14 protein-coding genes are annotated in these 19,166 nt (G+C 73.9%); 12 read left to right on the top strand and 2 right to left on the bottom strand.

The annotated features are described in order from the left end of the window. Positions 1-154: 154 nt before the first annotated feature. The 5 genes from J421_RS29965 (at position 155) to solA (ending at position 7,965) form a co-directional block, all read left to right on the top strand. The gene (locus tag J421_RS29965) at positions 155-3,916 is read left to right on the top strand and encodes a GAF domain-containing protein (protein WP_025414818.1); all 3,762 of its coding nucleotides are present in this window, start codon (positions 155-157) and stop codon (positions 3,914-3,916) included. A 5-nt stretch (positions 3,917-3,921) separates the two neighbouring features. Next, complete coding sequence (locus J421_RS29960; RefSeq protein WP_025414817.1) at positions 3,922-5,001, top strand: serine/threonine-protein kinase; 1,080 nt, start codon at positions 3,922-3,924, stop codon at positions 4,999-5,001. Between the two features lie 22 nt (positions 5,002-5,023). Further along, positions 5,024-5,617, top strand: coding sequence for an ECF-type sigma factor (locus J421_RS29955; protein ID WP_104023503.1), 594 nt, complete (start codon positions 5,024-5,026; stop codon positions 5,615-5,617). A 276-nt stretch (positions 5,618-5,893) separates the two neighbouring features. Further along, the gene (locus J421_RS29950; protein WP_025414816.1) at positions 5,894-6,793 is read left to right on the top strand and encodes an ROK family protein; all 900 of its coding nucleotides are present in this window, start codon (positions 5,894-5,896) and stop codon (positions 6,791-6,793) included. Continuing rightward, on the top strand, positions 6,790-7,965 hold the full coding sequence (gene solA, locus J421_RS29945; protein WP_025414815.1) for an N-methyl-L-tryptophan oxidase: 1,176 nt from the start codon (positions 6,790-6,792) through the stop codon (positions 7,963-7,965). Before J421_RS29950 ends, solA begins: the two co-directional genes overlap by 4 nt. Here solA and J421_RS29940 read toward each other — a convergent pair. Further along, positions 7,954-9,000 (bottom strand): SPL family radical SAM protein, encoded by a 1,047-nt coding sequence (locus J421_RS29940; protein WP_025414814.1) that lies wholly within the window; start codon positions 8,998-9,000, stop codon positions 7,954-7,956. The genes solA and J421_RS29940 overlap by 12 nt on opposite strands. A gap of 138 nt (positions 9,001-9,138) precedes the next feature. Here J421_RS29940 and J421_RS29935 point away from each other — a divergent pair, with 138 nt between their 5' ends. The 3 genes from J421_RS29935 (at position 9,139) to J421_RS29925 (ending at position 12,066) form a co-directional block, all read left to right on the top strand. Continuing rightward, complete coding sequence (locus J421_RS29935) at positions 9,139-10,050, top strand: hypothetical protein (protein WP_148306631.1); 912 nt, start codon at positions 9,139-9,141, stop codon at positions 10,048-10,050. Continuing rightward, positions 10,047-10,778, top strand: coding sequence for a S24 family peptidase (locus tag J421_RS29930; protein WP_025414812.1), 732 nt, complete (start codon positions 10,047-10,049; stop codon positions 10,776-10,778). The genes J421_RS29935 and J421_RS29930 overlap by 4 nt, the downstream gene beginning before the upstream one ends. 127 nt (positions 10,779-10,905) lie before the next feature. Then, on the top strand, positions 10,906-12,066 hold the full coding sequence (locus tag J421_RS29925; protein ID WP_025414811.1) for a cystathionine beta-lyase: 1,161 nt from the start codon (positions 10,906-10,908) through the stop codon (positions 12,064-12,066). Between the two features lie 33 nt (positions 12,067-12,099). Here J421_RS29925 and J421_RS29920 read toward each other — a convergent pair whose 3' ends face one another. Beyond that, positions 12,100-13,326: a hypothetical protein gene (locus J421_RS29920; protein WP_025414810.1), complete on the bottom strand. Its 1,227-nt coding sequence runs from the start codon at positions 13,324-13,326 to the stop codon at positions 12,100-12,102. A gap of 211 nt (positions 13,327-13,537) precedes the next feature. Here J421_RS29920 and J421_RS29915 point away from each other — a divergent pair, with 211 nt between their 5' ends. The 4 genes from J421_RS29915 (at position 13,538) to J421_RS29900 (ending at position 19,028) form a co-directional block, all read left to right on the top strand. Beyond that, on the top strand, positions 13,538-16,150 hold the full coding sequence (locus J421_RS29915; RefSeq protein WP_025414809.1) for a DUF5916 domain-containing protein: 2,613 nt from the start codon (positions 13,538-13,540) through the stop codon (positions 16,148-16,150). A gap of 67 nt (positions 16,151-16,217) precedes the next feature. Next, complete coding sequence (locus J421_RS29910) at positions 16,218-16,895, top strand: hypothetical protein (protein WP_025414808.1); 678 nt, start codon at positions 16,218-16,220, stop codon at positions 16,893-16,895. A gap of 59 nt (positions 16,896-16,954) precedes the next feature. Continuing rightward, complete coding sequence (locus J421_RS29905; protein ID WP_104023501.1) at positions 16,955-17,644, top strand: hypothetical protein; 690 nt, start codon at positions 16,955-16,957, stop codon at positions 17,642-17,644. Between the two features lie 121 nt (positions 17,645-17,765). Continuing rightward, the gene (locus J421_RS29900) at positions 17,766-19,028 is read left to right on the top strand and encodes a DNA recombination protein RmuC (protein ID WP_025414806.1); all 1,263 of its coding nucleotides are present in this window, start codon (positions 17,766-17,768) and stop codon (positions 19,026-19,028) included. Positions 19,029-19,166: the final 138 nt, after the last annotated feature.

The following is a 19,166-nucleotide window of genomic DNA, read 5'->3' as shown; positions in this document are numbered from 1 at the left end:
TCGGAATGGTACCGCGCCGGAATCGGCGCATGGCACCTTGGGCGAAGGGGGGGGAGCCCCCCTGGCACCTAGGTACCGCGTGCCCGCCGGCTCGGTTGCCACCGTGCTCCCCCGACGCCATGCTTACCCCGAGATGCCGCCTCCGTCCCACCCCGTGCCTTTCACGCGTCGCTCGTTCGACTCGCCGCACTCCGCGTCCGGCGACGGCGTCACGCGGCTCGCGCGAACCCCCGCCGCACGCACGAAGGCGCTGCAGCGGCTGAGTGCCGCGCTCGCCCGCCCACTCGCTCGGGACGCGGTGGCCGACGTCGTCGTCTCGCAGCTCGTCCCCGCGCTCGGCGCACACACCGGCGCCGTCGTCGAGCTCTCGCCGGACGGGCAGGCGTCCTTTCCCGACGCGGTACCGCTCCCCGCGCGCGACGTCGTGCGCACGCGCGAGCCGGTCTACGTCGAGTCGCTCGCCGGGTGGACCGCGCGCTACGCGCAGGCCCCCGGCGTCCTCCCGTCCGGGGTGACCGACGGCGCGTGGTGCGTGCTTCCGCTGCGTGTCGACGAAGTCGTGCTCGGCGCGCTCACCATCACGTTCCCCGCGCCGCGCGCGTTCACGTCCGAGGAGCGCGCGTTCATGCAGGCGTTCGCCGACCAGTGCGCGCAGGCGCTCGACCGCGCGCGGCTGTCCGAGGCGGAGCGCCGCGCGCGCGCGCTGAGTGAGATGGTGCTCGCGTCGATCGAGGACGGCTTCCTGGCCGTCGATCGCGCCTATCGCTTCACCTACCTCAACGCGCGGGCCGAGTCGATGCTCGGCAAGCCCGCGTCCATGCTGATCGGCCGCGCCGCCTCCGACGTGTATCCGGCGCTCGCCGAGACGCGGTTCTCACGCGCGATCTGGGCGGCGATCCGCGACGGGCGCTCGTCCACCGTCGAGGAGTACGCCGCGTCCGTGGGCGCGTGGGTCGAGGCGCGCATCGCGCCGATCGACGACGGCGCCACCATCGTCTTCCGCGACGTCACCGAGCGACGCCGCGCGGAGGCCGCCGACCGGTTGCTCGGCACCGCGAGCGCGGCGATCGCGCGCTCGCTCGACGTCGACGAGACGGCCGCCGCGGTCGCGCGTGCCGCGCTGCCGACGCTCGCCGACTGGGCGATGGTCGATCTGCTGGCCGACGACGACACGCTGCGGCGCGTCGCGGCGGTGCACGTCGAGCCGGACCGGATGGAAGCCGCGCGCGAGGTCGTGCGCTGGCCGTCGGAGCCGACGTGGGCGTACGGCGCGCCGGCCGTCGTGCGCAGCGGCGAGCCGCAGGTCGCCACGGAGATCCCGACGCCGCTGGCCGCTGCGCTCGCCCGCGTGCCCGAGCGCCGCGCCGCGCTCGAGGCGCTCGGCCTGCGCTCGTACCTCTGCGTACCGCTGCGCGCGCGCGGCCGCACGCTCGGCGCGCTCACGCTCGTGCGTGGCGACGGTGCGCCTGGCTACACGCATGCGGACCTGCCACTCGCCGGCGAGCTCGCCGCGCGGGCCGCGCTCGCGCTCGACAACGCGCAGCTGCACACCGCGGAGCGCGCGGCCCGCGCGGCGGCGGAGCGCGCGGCGGAGCGCACGCGGCAGCTCCAGGCGCTCACCGCGGCGCTGGGCTCCGCGCTCACGAACGACGCCGTCGCGCACGTCGTGCTGCATCATGGCATCCCCGCGTTCGGCGCCGACGCCGGCGTGGTGACGCGGCTGCACGCCGACGGCGTCACGCTGTCGCTGCTCGCGCAGGCCGGCTTCCCGGACGACACCGTCGCGCACTGGCGGCGCTACACCGTGACGAGCGGCTCGCCCGGCGGGCGTGTGGTGACGACCGGCGAGCCGGTGCTACTGGAGGACCTCGAAGCCGTGCGGCGCGCGTTCCCCGCGTTCGTGCCGGTGATGGAAGCCGGCCGATACGAGGCCATCGTCGCGCTGCCGCTCCGCGTCGATGCGCGCACGCTCGGCATGATCGCGTTCGCGTGGCGCGCGCCGCACGTCGTGAGCGACGACGAGCGCGCGCAGCTCGTCGCGTTCGCCGCGCAGTGCGCGCAGGCGAAGGAGCGCGCGCGGCTGTTCGAGTCGTCGGGGGAGGCGCGCGCGGCGGCGGTGGCCGAGGCGGCGCGCGTGCGCGAGCTGCAGACGCTCACCGCCGCGCTCACCGGCGCGGTGCGGCCCGAGGATGTCGCCGCGGTCGCGCTCGAGCGCGCGCGCCCCGCGTTCGGCGCGGCCGGCGGCCTGTTCAACCTGCTGAGCGACGACGACCGCGAGTTCGTGCAGCTCGGCGCGGCCGGGCTGTCGTCGGAGTTCATGCGGCCGTGGCGCCGCTATCCCATCGACCGCGGCACGGCGGGGAGCGAGGTGGTGCGCACCGGCGCGCCGGTGTTCGTGCGGTCGATGGACGAGGCGCGCGAGCGATTCCCGGTGCTCGTGCCGGCGATGGCGCACCACGGGTTCCCCGCGTTCGCGGCGCTGCCGCTGCACGCCGGCCGCCGGCTCCTCGGCCTCGTGGTGTTCAACTTCACGGAGCCGCGCCCGTTCACCGAGGCGGAGCGCGAGCACATGCGCGCGTTCGCCGGCCAGTGCGCGCTCGCCCTCGCCCGCGCGAACCTGTACGAGGCGGAGCGCCACGAGCGCGAGAAGGCCGAGCGGCTGTCGCGCCGTCTGCGCGTCCTCGCGGATGCCGGACGCACGCTCGCGGCACCGCTCGACGTCCGCGGGACGCTCGCCGCGATCGCGAAGCTCGCCGTTCCCACGTTCGCCGACGGCTGCGCGGTGGACCTGCTGTACGCGGCGGGCGCGTTCGAGCGCGCGGTCAACGTCCATGTCGACCCGGCGAAGGCGGCGCTCATCGCCGCCTCCGCTCGTGCGAACCTCGACGTGCGGCAGCGCGTGGAGCCCGAGACGTTCCAGCGACTGCTCGACGGCCACGGGGTGCTCGTCCCCGACCTGACGCCGGAGCGGCTCGCCGCCCACGTGCCTAACGAGGCGCAGCGCGCGGCGATCTCGGGCGTCGGGATCCGGTCGTACATGCTCGCGCCGCTCGTCGTCGCGAACACCACGCTCGGCGCGCTGTCGTTCATGATCACCGAGTCCGACCGGCAGTACGATGCCGACGATCTCGCACTCGCCGAGGAGCTCGCGCGGCGCAGCGCCGTCGCGTTGGAGAACGCGCGGCTCTACGAGGCGGAGCGTGTCGCGCGCGCCGAGGCCGAGGCGGCGAACCGCGCGAAGATGGACTTCCTGGCGACGATGAGCCACGAGCTGCGCACGCCGCTGAACGCGATCGGCGGCCACGCACAGCTGCTCGAGCTCGGGATCCACGGCCCGCTCACCGACGCGCAGTCCGAGGCGCTGGCGCGGATCCAGGCGTCGCAGTCGCACCTGCTCGGCCTCATCAACGACGTGTTGAACTTCGCGAAGCTCGACGCCGGGAAGGTCGAGTTCCACCCGGTCGCGGTGTCGCTGCACGACGCGGTGTGTGCCGTCGCCGCGCTCGTCGAGCCGCAGTTCGACGCGAAGGGCATCCGCCACGCGCACGCGGGGTGCGACGCGACGCTCGTCGTGCGGGCCGACGCCGACAAGCTGCGGCAGATCCTGCTCAACCTCCTGTCGAACGCGGCGAAGTACACGCCGGCGCACGGCGAGGTCGTCATCCGCTGCGCGCGCGACGGCGAGGGCGCGCTCGTCGAGGTGCGCGACACCGGCATCGGCATTCCCTCCGAGAAGATCGAGCACATCTTCGAGCCGTTCGTGCAGCTCGGCCGCTCGCTCTCCACGAACCTCGAGGGCACGGGGCTCGGGCTCGCGATCAGCCGCGACCTCGCGCGCGGCATGGGCGGCGATCTCACCGTCGTGAGTGCGCCGGGCGTGGGCTCCACGTTCACGCTCGCGCTCCCCCTGGCCTGACACGCATGCTCCCCTCCGAGCACACCGGGTCCGCCGCGCCCTCGGCCGCGCAGACGCGCTGGGCGCTCGTGCAGCAGCTGTTCCACGAAGCGCTGGCGCAGCCCGAGCCGGCGCGCGCCGCGTGGCTCGCCGGCCTCGACGCCACGCTCCGCGCCGACGTCGAGGCGATGCTCGCCGCCGACGCATCGGCGACCTCGGTGCTCGACCGCCGACCGGCGGAGCTGTTAGGCAATCGCCCGCCCGTGCGCGAGCAGCTCGCCCCGGACGAGCACGTCGGGCCGTTCCGCGTCGTGCGGCTGCTCGGCAAGGGCGGCATGGGCGTCGTGTACCTCGCGCACGACGAGGGCCGGGCCACCGACGTCGCGATCAAGGTGCTGCGCCCGTCGGTCGCCGCGGCGCTCGCGGTCGCCGACACGCGCCAGCGCTTCCTGCGCGAGATCCGCGTCGGCTCGCGCGTCTCGCATCCGAACCTCGTCCCGGTGCTCGAGTCGGGGGAGAGTGACGGGCGCCTCTGGTTCACCATGCCGTTCGTCGACGGGCCCACGCTGCGCGAGCGGCTGCAGGCGGAGCGCCGGCTCGCGCTCGCCGACGCGCTGCGCGTCGGGCGACAGATGGCCGACGCGCTGGCCCACCTGCACGCCCACGGCATCGTGCACCGCGACGTGAAGCCGGAGAACGTGCTCGTGACGGCCGACGGCGCCGCGCACCTCGCCGACTTCGGCGTCGCGCGCGCGCTCGACCTCGCGGACATGGACGGCGCGCTCACCGTGCCCGGCGCGGCGATCGGTACGCCGCGCTACATGAGCCCCGAGCAGGCGCGCGGCGAGCGCGTGGGGACGTACACCGACGTCTACGCGCTCGGTGGCCTGCTGTACGAGATGCTGACCGGCGAGCGCCCGTATCGCGGCGCGGCGCTGCGCGCGGTGCTCACCGGCCGCGACACCGGTCCGGCGCCCGACGTGCGCGCCCTCCGCCCCGACGTGCCGGACGCGGTGGCGCAGGCGATGCAGCGCGCGCTGGCCACCGAACCGCCCGACCGCCTCCCGAGCGCCGGTGCGCTCCGGGACGTCATCGACCGTGCCTAACACAACGTCCGCCCCTCCCCCCGTGAGCGATCCCGCCGCTTCCGCGCAGGACCACGCCGATCCCGGCGAGCTGACGATCCTGCTGCGCGCGGCGAGCGCCGGCGACTCCGACGCGTTCGACCGCGCGTTCGCGAAGGTGTACGACGAGCTGCACCGCCTCGCCGTGCTCGTGCGCGGCGGCCGCGCCTCGGAGACGCTCGGCGCCACGGCGCTCGTCCACGAGGCGTATCTCAAGCTCGCGCCCGCGGCGCAGCCGTCGTGGGAGGGGCGGCAGCACTTCCTGCGCGTCGCCGCGCGCGCCATGCGGCAGGTGCTCGTCGGCGCCGCGCGCGAGCGGCTGGCCGAGAAGCGCGGCGGCGGCGAGTTCGCCGTCACGCTCGACGAGGCGGCGCAGGCGAGCCCCGTGCGCGCCGACGAGCTGGTGGCGCTCGACGAGGCGCTCACCCGGCTCGCGCAGCTCGACGAGCGCCAGGCGCGCGTGGTGGAGCTGCGCTACTTCGCGGGCCTCACCGCGGAGGAGACGGCCGAGGCGCTCGGCATCTCGACGCCCACCGTGCAGCGCGACTGGCGCGCGGCGCGCGCGTGGCTCGCCGTGGAGCTCCGCCGCGACGCCTGAGCGGGGTGGGGACGGGAGGGGTGGGGCGCGAATGCAGCGCGCCCGTGCCCCTGGCACCGCGAGTCACGGACGCGGCGTTCGGAACACGGGACGCGATGCGTACGACGTCGTCGGCAGCTGCCACGTCGACACCTTCGACTTCGGCCGCGTCACAGCTACCTCGTGAACATCGTGGAGCGGACGGCCGGCGCGGCGCGGTCCCCCCGGATCCTCGTCGGCCGGCGCCCGTCCACTCCACTGTACGCGAATCACACGCGAAACCGATCATCCCCCTACGTGCGCATCGGCATCGACCTGGGCGGCACCAAGATCGAGGCACTGGCGCTGGACGACGCGGGCGCGGAGCTCGCGCGGCGCCGGGTCGCCACGCCGCGCGACTACGCGGCGTCGCTCGACGCCCTCGTGCGGCTCGTCGCCGACATCGAGCGGGAGGCCGACGATACGGGGCCGGTGGGGATCGGCATCCCGGGCGCGATCGTGCCGTCGACCGGCGCGGTGAAGAACGCGAACTCCACGTGGCTCATCGGCCGTCCGCTCGCCCGCGACCTCGAGGCGCGGCTCGGCCGACCGGTGCGGGTGATGAACGACGCGAACTGCTTCGCGCTCTCCGAGGCGTGCGACGGCGCGGGCGCGGGCGCCGACGTCGTGTTCGGCGTCATCCTCGGCACGGGCGTCGGCGGCGGGGTGGTCGTGCGCGGCCGGTGCCTCGTGGGACCGAACCTCGTGGCTGGCGAGTGGGGACACGTCGCGCTGCCGTGGCCCGACGCGAGCGAGCTCCCGGGGCCGCCGTGCTACTGCGGACGGCGCGGCTGCATCGAGACGTACCTCTCCGGCCCCGGCATGGCGCGCGACCACCGCGAGGCGACCGGCGAGACGCGCGACACGTTCGACATCGTGCGCCGCGCGCGCGACGGCGACGCGGGCGCGCTGGCGACGCTCGCGCGCTACCACGACCGGCTCGCGCGCGGCCTCGCCATGGTGATCGACATCCTCGACCCCGACGTCATCGTGCTCGGCGGCGGCATGTCGAACCTGCCGGGCCTCGCCGACGCGGTGCGCGAGCGGCTCCCGCGGCACGTCTTCTCCGACACCGTGACGACGCGCGTGGTGCCTAACGCGCACGGCGACTCGAGCGGCGTGCGCGGCGCGGCGTGGCTCTGGCCGGCGTCGCCATGACGTCGTTCGACGTCGTCGTCGCGGGGCTCGGCGCGATGGGCAGCGCGGCGGCGTTCGAGCTCGCGCGCCGCGGCGCGTCGGTGCTCGGCCTCGACCGCTTCGCGCCGCCGCACGCGTCGGGCTCGTCGCACGGCAGGGCGCGCATCATTCGCGAGGCGTACTTCGAGGATCCGCTGTACGTGCCGCTCGTGCGCCGCGCCTACGAGCGATGGGCGGAGCTGGAGCGCCTCGCCGGCCGCACGCTGTTGGTCCCGACGGGTGGGCTCATGCTCGGCCCGCCCGACGGCGTCGTCGTCGCCGGCGCGCTGCGCAGCGCGCGCGAGCACGGGTTGCCGCACGAGCTGCTCGACGCACGCGAGGTGCACCACCGCGTCCCCGGCCTCCGCGTGACGAGCGACATGGTCGGCGTGTGGGAGCCGCGCGCGGGGTTCCTCGTGCCCGAGGCGGTGATCGCGGCCCACCTCGCGCTCGCCGCCGACCACGGGGCCGAGCTCCGCGTCGAGGAGCCGGTGCGGACGTGGGACGCCGCCGGCGACGGCGTGGTGGTGACGACGGCGCGCGGCACGTACCGCGCCCGCCGGCTCGTGCTCGCCGCCGGCGCGTGGATGTCGTCGCTGTTAGGCGCCGCGTCGCCGCCGCTCGTCGTGGAGCGCATGGTGCAGCACTGGTTCCGGCCGGCACGCGACACCGGGCTGTACGCGCCGTCGCGGTTCCCGATCTTCCTGTGCGAGTATGCGCCGGGGCGCACGTGGTACGGCTTCCCCGACGTCGGCGACGGGGTGAAGGTAGCGCTGCACCACCAGGGCGAGCCGGCCGACGCCGACACGCTGCGCCGCACCGTCGCGCCCGCGGAGATCGCGTACGTGCACGCGCTGCTCCGCACGTTCCTGCCCGACGCCGACGGCGCGCACGCGGAGTCGGCGGTGTGCATGTACACGAACACGCCCGACGAGCACTTCGTCGTCGATCGCCATCCGGCGTGGCCGCAGGTGATCGTCGCCAGCGCGTGCTCGGGGCACGGGTTCAAGTTCTCCTCGGCGATCGGGGAGATCCTGGCGGACATGGCGTTGGGCGAGCGGCCGACGTTCGATCTCGCGCCATTCCGGATCTCTCGGTTCGCACACGGCGTCGTCGCTCACGAGGGGACCCGGCATCGGCGCTCAGATGCCTAACGAGAGCTGCGCCGACGTCCGCTCGACACGCATCTTCTCTTCGCCGCGCCCATACTCGCGCAACACGAGCCCGTGGCGTGCCGCGATGCGTCCGACGTAGCTCCGTAGACCGGCCTGGTACCGCTCGCCGGCGTGTGACGACCGCGCGTACGTCGTCCGGTAGCGCGCCGCCAGCTCCGGGAACTCGGCGGCGATCCACGGGAGGTAGCGGTCGCGCGCGGCGGGCTGCAGTCGCAGCGCACACGCGCCGACGTCGCGCGCGCCGGCGGCCGCGGCGCGCGCGAGCAGCGCGTCGAGCCCCGCGGGATCGTCGGTGATCCCGGGGAGCACGGGCATCACGTTCAGGCCGACGTGGATCCCCGCCGCGGCGAGGCGCTCGATCGCGCGCAGGCGGCTCTCCGGCGTCGGCGCGCGCGGCTCGACGCGCCGCGCGAGCGCGCGGTCGAGCGTGATGAGCGACACGTGCACGGTCACCGCGCCGCGCGACGCGATGCACGCGAGCACGTCGACGTCGCGCGCGACAAGGGGACTCTTCGTGATGACGTTCACGCGCACGCCGGGATGCTCGGCGAACGCCTCGAGCACGCCGCGCGTGACGCGGAACCGTCGCTCGGCCGGTTGATACGGGTCCGTCGCGCTGCCGACGAGCACCGACTCCTCGCCGGAGACGAGCGCACGGTAGCGCGTGGATCGTGACGCGAGCGCCTGCCGCACGAGCGTCGGCGCGTCGCGCTTCACGAGCACGCGCCGCTCGAACGCGAGCCACGGCGGCAGCGCGTCGTCGTTAGGCGCACCGGCGCGCTCCATGACGTAGCGGTGCGCGTAGCGCGCGTAGCAGTACGCGCAGCCGAACGCGCATCCCACGTACGGGTTCACCGTCCAGCAGCCGATGCCCGTCGCCGACGGCGGGTTGAGCACCGAGTGCGCCGTCGCGTCGAGGTACACGATGTCCTTCTGCCGATCGAGCGCGTCGCCGAGCACGGGAAGCGCGCGGCGCGCGGGCACGTCGGGGAGGGGCAGCGAGAGCGTCATCATCCATGGCGTCGGCGCGGGACGGCCAGGGACCTCCAACGTACAGGGTTGTATTCGGTCCTTGTTCGGGCTACGATGCTCGGCGCAGGGACCGAGGCGACGCGCCGACGGCTGTCCGGCGTGATCGCCACAGCCATGACCATGTCTGCCAGAGCCCGGATGACGAGCGAGCCCGATGAGGCCGAGCGGTTGCCCGACCGGGCCGAAGGATCCACGGTCGCGCGCGGACAGCGTCCCGAGCGCGCGCGCGCCGCGGCGCTCGACGACCGCGCGCTGCTCGCCGCGATGCAGGGCGGCGACGAGTGGGCGTGGTCGGAGTTCCACGCGCGCTTCCGTCCGCTGCTCGCCGGCATCGCGCGCCACGTGCGCATGCCCGTCGGCGCCGATGTGACGGCGGCCGAAGCGCTCGTCGACGAGGTGCTCGCCGACGAGGCGGTGCGGCTCACGCAGCCGGGCGCGCCGCGCGTGATGAACCTCGCCGGCTATCTCGTGCGCGCGGCGCGGCACAAGCTGATCGACGTGCGCCGCGCCGCCGCGCGCCGGCAGCGCCGCTACGCCGAGGCGGCGACGGACGCGACGCGGCACGCGCCGGTGCGCGGCACGGTGCGCGGCACCGCGGGCCCCGCGCACGTCGGCGAGGCGGTCGTCGAGACGCTCTGCTCGGAGTACGCGCGCCGCGCGAGCGAGCCGCGCGAGCCTAACGACGACGCGGCCGGGTCGCCCGCCGTGCGCGCCCTCGCCGCCGCGATCCGCGACATGACGTCGGACGACGAGCGGCTGCTGCTCACGTGGCTCGCCGAGCGCGTGTCGCACCGCATGATCGCGACGTGGCTCGGCGTCAGCTACGACGCGGCGACGAAGCGGATCTGGCGGCTGTGTCGCAAGCTGCGCGCGGCGGCGGTGCAGTACGGCGCGCGGTTGGGCGACGCCGAGCGCGCCGAGGTGGATCGCTTCCTGCGCCGCGCCGGTGTGCTCCCTCCCGTCGTCGCGTCCGTATCGCCCGCGGCGGCGGCGCGCGACTGTCCCACGACGCCGTTCGACGACGAGCGATGAGCGACGACGCCCATCCCGACGTGCCGATGCCGGCCTCCGATCCGACGGACGCCGCACACGACGCCTGGCTCGACGAGCTCGCGGCGGGCGCCCACGACGACGCGCTCGTGCGCCTCGCCGCCGCGGCCGTCGCCGGCGAGGAGGCCGCGGCGTGGGACGACCCGGCGTTCGTGGAGTGGTGGATCTCGCGCGAGCGCAGCGCCGCGGCGCGCGCCACGCGGCGCATGAGCGATGCGGAGTTCCTCGCCGCCGGCCGCGCGCTGCAGGCGCTCGCGCTCGCGCGCAGCGTCGGGGTGCGGTGGCGCGGCGCACGCCCCGTGCTCGCCGTGCGCGACGACGAGCTGCCCACCGCGCCGCTCGTCGATCTCGCGGTCGCCGCGGGCGTGGGACGCGAGCTGTGGGACGAGCCCGTCGACGCGTGGGTGGCGCACGAGGAGCCGCGCGGCGAGCAGCACCTCGCGCTGCGCATCGCCGGCGACTCGATGGAGCCGCTCATGCACACCGGCGATACGGTGCTCGTCGCGCTCGGCCGTCCGCTGCGCGCCGGCACGGTGATCGTCGCGCGGCATCCGGACGACGGCTACGTCTGCAAGCGCGTGAAGCGCGTGCGTGCGCGCGCGGTGGAGCTGGAGTCGCTCGCGCCGGGGCGGCCGCTCATCAGCATCCCGCGCGACCCGGGCCTCGTGGTCGGGCAGGTGGTCGCGGTCTGGTGTCATCACTGCCGGTGAGGCGGCGCTGATCGGGCGGCGCTGATGCGTCGGCTCCGATATGGCGGCGCTGGACACGCGTGGTGTCAGCGCCGAGGTTCAGCGCCGCCGTTCGAGCGCCGCCTCATCAGAGCCGCCCCATCGATCAATGGACTGGAAGACGAAGCTGATCCACTCCGACGTCGAGATCCCATCGGGGTTCAGGGCGTTGGTCCCGCCCGTGCACCGCGGCTCGACCGTGGTCTTCGACAGCGCCGCCGCGATGACGGACGACTGGCGGCAGGACCGCGTGGGGTACACGTATGGCCTGTACGGCACGCCGACGGCGATGGAGCTCGCGGCGCGCGTCGGGGAGCTGGAGGGGGCCCGGCACACGTTCCTCACGCCGGGCGGCCAGGCGGCGATCGCGCTGATCTGGCTCGCGCTCACGAGCGCGGGCGACCACGCGCTCGTGCCCGACCACGTGTACGGCCCGAACCGCGTGTTCGCGCGCCGCGTGATGCGCCGCTTCGGCGTCGCGGTCGACTTCTACCCGCCGACGATCGGCGCCGGGATCGCCGAGTGGATCCGCGACGAGACGAAGCTCGTGTGGTGCGAGAGCCCGGGGTCGATCACGATGGAGGTGCAGGACGTGCCCGCGATCGTCGCCGCGGCGCACGAGCGCGGCGCGCGCGTCGCGCTCGACAACACGTACGCGGCGGGCGTCCACTTCGACGCGTTCGCGCACGGCGTCGACGTGTCGATGCAGGCGCTCACGAAGTACGTCGGCGGGCACAGCGACCTGCTGCTCGGCACCGTGTCGCTGCGCGACGAGTCGCTCTACGAGCCGATCGGCCGCACGCACGCCGGCATCGGCTTCAACGCGTCGCCCGACGACTGCTCGCTCGCGCTGCGCGGCCTGCAGACGCTCGCCGTGCGGCTCGACGCACTCGAGCGGAGCACGCTGGAGGTCGCGCGCTGGCTCGCCGCGCGCCCCGAGGTGGAGGCGGTGCTGCACCCCGCGCTGCCGTCGTGCCCGGGCCACGAGATCTGGCGGCGCGACTTCACCGGCTCGACGAGCGTGTTCTCCGTCGTGTTCGACGCCCGCTACACCGGCGCGCAGCTCGAGGCGTTCGCCGACGCGCTGCAGCTGTTCGAGCTCGGGTACTCGTGGGGCGGGGTGACGAGCCTCGTCGTGCCGGTGCCCGGTCCGCCGCGCGACCACGCGTCGCCGCGCATGCGGTCGCTCGTGCGGTTCAACGTCGGCCTGGAGTCGACGGCGGATCTCATCGCGGATCTCGAGCAGGCGCTCGGGCGACTCGGGGAGTGATCCGCGTGGCGTGAGCCGGCGCGAAGACCGCGCCTAACGCCTCCGCCGCGCCGTGATCAGCACCGCGATCTCGTCCGGCCGCGGGTTCACGAAGTCGAGCCGCACGCGGCCGTCGGACAGCTCGCTCACCGTCGCGGGCATGGAGCTGTTCGTCAGCATCCACCCCGCGGGCAGCACCACCGCGTTCGCCGGGCGGCCGAACGCGCGGTCCCATACCAGCTCGTCGCCGGCGAGGCGGTAGCGCGCGGAGTCGGTGTACGTCTCCGACATGCGGAGCCGCGTCGTGCCGCCGCGGGGCACCGGCGCGAAGCGGAACACGACCGCCTCGGTCTGCGGCGTCGCGTCGGGCGCCTCGGCCCCGAAGCCGGCGCGCGCGATCGCGTCGCCGCGCAGCACCTCCCACTTCAGGATCTCGCCCGTGTCGAGGTTGCGCGCCGACGGCCCCGACACCGCGCTGCCGGCGCGCACCACGTTCACGTACGCCGCGACGCCGGGGCGCGTCTCGGTGTAGTCGTGGTACAGGTCGAACGCATGCGTTTCCGGCTGGCGCAGGAAGTAGACGATCTCGCGGTTCTGGTGCGCGCGCTCGTCGAGCCGCGCCGCGGCGCCGATGCCTAACGACGCGGACGGCACCGCGCCCGCCGCCATCGACGTCGCGGGGCGCGCGCGGAGCGCGAGCGGCGCCTCCGCCGGCGTCCCGTTCCAGAAGCTCACCTTCACGCGGCCGTCCTCTTCCTGCAGCACCTGCGCGGGATAGTTGCTCGACACGAGCTCGTACCCGCGCGGCAGCACCACCGCGTTGCGCTTGATGCCGAGCGGGCGGCGGAACACGATGTCGGCGCCGTCGGTGACGTAGCTCGCCGTGTCGGTGTACGTCTTGTCGATGAGGATGCGCGCCTCGCCGCCGTCGGGCGGCACGGCGCGCGCGAGCGTGACGCGGATGTACTGCTGCGTGGAGTCGGCGCGCGCGACGCCGCCGGCGCGGGCCACGGTGCCGGTCACGACGTCGAACACGAGCGGCCGTCCGGTCGCGCGATCGAACACGTGCTCGTCGCTCGCCACGCTGCCGCGACGGATCGGGTTGTAGTAGTGCGTCGCGCCGGCGGTCGTCGCCGTCACCTCGTAGAGGATGCGGAACTTCGCCGAGCCCGGAGCGAGCAGCTCGTAGCGCGTGTACTCGTCGGCCTCGGTCTGCGGGGCCGGCTGCGTGGCCGCCACGCGCGAGGACAGCAGCGCGGCGAGGAGGAGGGAGCGGTACATGGCCGGGGGGAGTGGCGGGCACGAGCGTAACGCGGCGATCGTACGGCGCGGGCCTCCGGCTCGCAAGCGCTCCCGTCCCACGGGTGTTCGCTCCTGGGACCGGAAGTCCCAGCTCCGGACACCCGCCGCCCCGCACCCGCGCTCAAGTCGTTGCCGCACCGCCGCTTCCGCGCGCGGCCGCGCGGCACGAGGATTCCTCAGCCGTCTCGGTATGCATCCCCTCCTGCGCCCGATCCCCTCCGTCGGCGCGGTGCTGGCCGCCATGGTGCCCGCCGTGGTGGCCGCTCGCTCCGCGCTCGCCCAGCCGAGCGTCGCCCCGACCGTCTCGGCCGGCGGGGCCGCGGTCCCCGTGTCCCGCGCCGCGCGCCTCGTCGGCACCATCCACGTCGACGGACGACTCGACGACGCGGCATGGCGCGACGCCCCCGTCACCGACGCGTTCACGCAGATCGACCCCGACGAGGGAAAGCCGGCGAGCGAGCGCACCGAGGTGCGCGTGCTCTACGACGACGATGCGCTGTACGTCGGCGTGCGGCTGCACGACCGCGGACGCGTCACCGGGCGCCTCGGCCGGCGCGACATGCCGTTGGGCGACTCCGACTGGTTCGGCGTGATGCTCGACAGCTACCACGATCATCGCACGGCGTTCGGCTTCGACGTGAACCCGGCGGGCGTGCGGCGCGACGAGGTGAAGACGATCGACGCCGACGACAACTCGTGGGACGCGGTGTGGGACGTCGCGACGTCGGTGGACTCCGGCGGGTGGACCGCGGAGTACCGCATCCCGTTCAGCCAGCTCCGCTTCGGCAGAGATAGCGCGCAGACGTGGGGCGTGCAGTTCGAGCGCGTCATCGGTCGCAACCTCGAGTACGCGGTCTCGACGTTCATCCCGAAGCGCGATCGCGGCGGGGTACCGGCGTACGGCCATCTCGCGGGGCTCAACGGGCTGCACGCGGGCAAGCGGCTGGAGCTGCTGCCGTACACCGTGAGCCGCGCGGAGTACGTCGACCCGCACGGCAACCCGTATCGCACGAAGCACGAGTACGTCGGCTCGGCGGGGCTCGACCTGCGCTACCGCGTGGCGTCGAACCTCACGCTCGTCGCGACGCTGAACCCCGACTTCGGACAGGTGGAGGTCGACCCCGCGGTCGTGAACCTCGGCGTGTACGAGACGTTCTTCGAGGAGAAGCGGCCGTTCTTCCTCGAGGGGAGCGAGATCTTCGACTTCGGGCTCGGCAACACGAGCGGCGGGCAGCTCTTCTACAGCCGCCGCATCGGCCGCGCGCCGACGCTGGGCGCTCCGACACCGTTCGCCGACATCCCGACGACGACGACGATCCTCGGGGCGGCGAAGCTCTCCGGCAAGGTGGCCGGGTGGTCGTTAGGCACGCTCGGCGCGGTGACCGGCCGGGAGAACGCGCGCTACCGCGACGACCTCGGGCACGACCTCACGAGCGCCGCGGAGCCGCGGTCGGGCTACTTCGTGAGCCGCGCGCGGCGCGAGTACCGTGGTGGGCAGACGATCGTCGGCGGCGCCCTGACCGCGGTGCATCGCGACCTCGCCACGGACGTGCTGCGGCGCGCCTTCCGGTCCGACGCGTTCGCCGGCGGCGTCGACTTCCGGCACGAGTGGGCGAACCACGCGTGGCGGCTCCGCGGCGACGCCGAGGGCAGCCTGATTCGCGGCAGCGCGGCGTCGATCGCGCTCGTGGAGACGGCGTCGAACCACTTCTTCCAGCGCCCCGACGCGGACCACCTCGCGGTCGACGTCGACCCGAACGCGCCGTTAGGCACCCGGGCGTCGCTCGGCGGCTACTCGGCGAGCGCGGGGATCACGAAGCAGTCGGGGGAGCACTGGCGCGGCGATCTCGCTGCCGCGGCGACGAGCCCCGGCTACGAGGTGAACGATCTCGGGTTCTCGTACCGCACCGATCGGCGCGACGTCGCGTTCAACGTGTCGTACCGCGAGAACCGTCCCGGCAAGCACGTGCGTCGGTGGTCGGTGACGCCGAACGTGCGGTCGGAGCACAACACCGCGTGGGAGCCGATCCTCACCGTCGGCGGCGTGAACGCGAACCTGCTCACGGTCGGCTACTGGTCGTTCAACGGCGCGGTGCGGCGGCAGTTCCGGTCGTTCGACGACCGCCTGACGCGCGGCGGCCCGATCGCGATCCGGCCGGCGAACGTGGCGGCGAACGTCGCGTTCTCGTCGGACGGGCGCAAGCCGATCACCGGCGACGGCGGCGTGTTCTACCAGCGCGACGAGAGCGGCGGCTGGACGTACAACGTCGAGGCGGGCGTCGGGCTGAAGACGTCGTCGCGGTGGAACCTGCGCGTCGGTCCGACGTTCACGAAGGCGCGCGTCACCGCGCAGTACGTGACCGCCGTGCGCGACAGCGCGTACACGCCGACGTACGGCGCGCGCTACCTGTTCGCGCCGCTCGCCCAGACGGAGCTCGGCCTCGAGACGCGGCTCAACGTGACGTTCACGCGCGACCTCTCGCTCGAGACGTACGTGCAGCCGCTCATCTCGAGCGCGGACTACGGCGCGGCGCGGCAGCTCGTGCGCGCGCGCTCGTACGACTTCGCGGACTACCCGGGACGCGTGCCCGACCTCGACTTCAACCTCCGCTCGCTGCGCGGCAACGCGGTGCTGCGCTGGGAGTACCGGCCCGGGTCCACGCTCTACGTCGCGTGGCAGCAGCTGCGGCAGGGGATCGCGCCGGTCGGCGACTTCGCGTTCGGGCGCGACCGCGCGGCGCTGTTCGCGACGCGGCCGGACAACATCCTCGTGGTGAAGGCGAGCTACTGGCTCAACCCCTGATCGGTCCACGCTCGGCGCCGCGTATGGGATTGGTGATCCGCATCACCTTCCACGCGGGAGCGGAACTATGTCGGAGCACGGATCGGGGCGCGGCGTGAAGCTGGTCGTCGCGGGGCTCGTCGTCGGTGCGGTCGCGCTGGTGGGTGCACAGGGGACGAGACATGGTCGGCCGGCGGCACCGGTCGCCGTCACGCCCGTTCCCGTCGCGGCACCGGACGCGCCGGAGCCCGCCGTGGAGGTCGCGTCGTCGGTGATCGTGAACGGCGTCGCGCTCGACGACCGCACCATCCGCGACATCGAGCGGCGCTACGGCATGGGCGTGCGCCCGGGCGACTACTGGTACGATCGCGACACCGGCGCGTGGGGCATGCGCGGCGGCCCGGCGCGGGGCATCATCGCCGCGGGCCTGACGCTCGGCGGGCGACTGCGGGCCGACGCGTCGGGCGGCGGCGCGGGCGACGTGACGGGCGTGTTCGTGAACGGCCGCGAGCTGCACCCGATCGACGTCGCGGTGCTCGCGCGCATCGTGCGCCAGCCGATCGTTCCCGGCCGCTACTGGGTCGACGCGAACGGCGTCGGTGGTCTCGAGGGCGGGCCCGCGTACTTCAACCTCGTCGCGCTCGCGCAGCAGTCGGGCGGCGGCGGCCAGCACCGGTGCCTGTACTGCGACGTCGGCACCGTCGGCGGCGACGGGAGCTTCACCTACTTCATCGATCACGGCTCCAGCGCGACGGCGGAGCACTAGTCCACCCTTCCACCCCCCCTGGATCGGTTTCGTCGGACGACTCTCAGGAGGATGTCATCATGGGCGACATCGGGGTGAAGTACACGCGGCGGGCGGACGACACCGGGTGGCTGCGGGTGACCCTGAACGGGTCCGGCCAGGCGGCGTACCTGTGCGAGTACACCAGGGTGCAGCTGCTGCGGGAGACCGGAGGGCGTCAGTACTTCACGATCGCGGATGGCAACTCCGAGCACGTCGGCAAGGAGGCGAGCCTCACGACCGCGAACGCGGCGACGTACCTGTCCGATGTCGGCCCCATGGGACCGGCGATCGTGCAAGTCAGCCCGTTCGGAGCCCCGATCATCGAGAACTCGCCGTTCAAGGGACCGCTGAAGCAGCAGTGGGCGACCGTGAGTGTGGCCGGCGTCCACGCGCTCGTCTCGCTCAACAGCGTGTGGGACGAATCGTTCACGCCGATCCCGCGCGGGAAGCACATGATCATGGCTCCCGACCAGTCGCACGCGAACATCAACACGGGGCCGTATCGCGCGAAGACGCCCGGCATGCGGTGCACCGACGTCTGGTTCCCCATCCAGCTCGAGGGCATGAGCGGGAACAGCAGCCGGTACATCCACCCGGGGCACGTGTCCGAGGGGTGCGTCACCGTGCACGAGCTGACGCAGTGGACCGCGGTGTACGACTATCTCATCTCGAGTCGCATCGCCGGTCCCGACGGGCGGTTCGTCGGCTTCCTCATCGTGTCGGCGTGAGGGCGGACGGGCGCTGCCCCTCGACCTCGCGCGGCGCGGCGGGAATGTTTCGGGCACGGGCCGCCGCCCGTCTTCTTCGCGGCGCCCGCCGCCCGCTTCCGTCCCGCCTAACGCGCCCCCGATGTCGCCGCTCCTTCCCGTCCTCCCGTTCGTCGCCGGCGCGCTCGTCGGCGCCGTCGTCGCGCTGCTCGCCGTGCGCCCCGCCCACCGCGCGCGGCTCGACGCCGAGCGCCGGCGCGCGGACGACCTCGACGCGCGGCTCCGCGACTCGTTCCAGGCGCTGTCGGCGGAGGCGCTGCGGCAGAACAACGAGGCGTTCCTGCGGCTCGCACGCACGGAGCTGGAGCGCACCGCCGAGTCGTCGAGGGTCGACCTGCGCGAGCGCGAGACGGCGATCGAGGCGCTCGTCGCGCCGATCCGCGAGCGGCTCGCGACGTACGACCGCACGCTCCAGGCGATGGAGCTGGCGCGAGCCGAGTCGTTAGGCATGCTCGCCGAGCGGCTCGACGGCGTGGCCGCGTCGAGCGAGTCGCTGCGCCACGAGACGCAGAAGCTGGTGACCGCGCTCCGCACGCCGCACGTGCGCGGCCAGTGGGGCGAGGTGCAGCTCAAGCGCGTCTGCGAGCTGGCGGGGATGCTTGAGCACTGCGACTTCGCGACGCAGCACACCGTCGACGGCGAGGACGGGAAGCTGCGCCCCGACCTCGTCGTGCGTCTGGTGGGCGGCAAGAGCATCGTGGTCGACGCGAAGACGCCGCTCGACGCGTACCTCGCCGCCGTCGCCGCGGCCGACGACGACGAGCGCCGGCGGCATCTCGCGCAGCACGCGCGGCAGGTGCGCGCGCACGTGCAGGCGCTGAGCCGCAAGTCGTACTGGGAGCAGTTCGAGCGCGCGCCGGAGCTCGTGGTGCTGTTCCTGCCCGGCGAGTCGTTCTTCAGCGCCGCGCTCGAGCACGACCCGTCGCTCATCGAGCACGCGGTGGGGCAGCGCGTGATCCTCGCCACGCCGACGACGCTCATCGCGCTGCTGAAGGCGCTCGCCTACGGCTGGCGGCAGGAAGCGCTCGCCGAGAACGCCCGCGCGATCAGCGCGTTGGGCCGGGAGCTCTACGAGCGGTTAGGCACCCTCGGCGAGCACTTCGCGCGCGTGGGCGAGCAGCTCGGCAAGACGGTGCGGTCGTACAACCAGGCGGTCGGGTCGATGGAGGCGCGGGTGCTCGTGTCGGCGCGCCGGTTCCGGGACCTCGGCGCGGCGCCGGAGCAGGAGATCGGCGTGCTGGATCCGGTGGAGGAGGTGCCGCGCGACGTGCGGGCGGAGGAGCTGCTGCTGGTCGACGCGGTGCCGCAGGGGCACGGCTCCACGTACGCGTTTCTGGAGGACTGAAGAAGGACTGAAGAAGGACTGAAGGAGGACTGAAGAAGGAACCTTTCAAGTGTCCTTCTTCAGTCCTTCTTCAGTCCCACCAACACACGTACGTGGAGTCCCGACGGGCGCGCCCATTCATACCGCGCGCTAGACTTT

This window comes from Gemmatirosa kalamazoonensis, assembly GCF_000522985.1.
Lineage (GTDB): Bacteria > Gemmatimonadota > Gemmatimonadetes > Gemmatimonadales > Gemmatimonadaceae > Gemmatirosa > Gemmatirosa kalamazoonensis.
The sequence above is the reverse complement of the archived record's forward strand: the minus strand, read 5'-3'. Positions and strand labels throughout refer to the sequence as shown.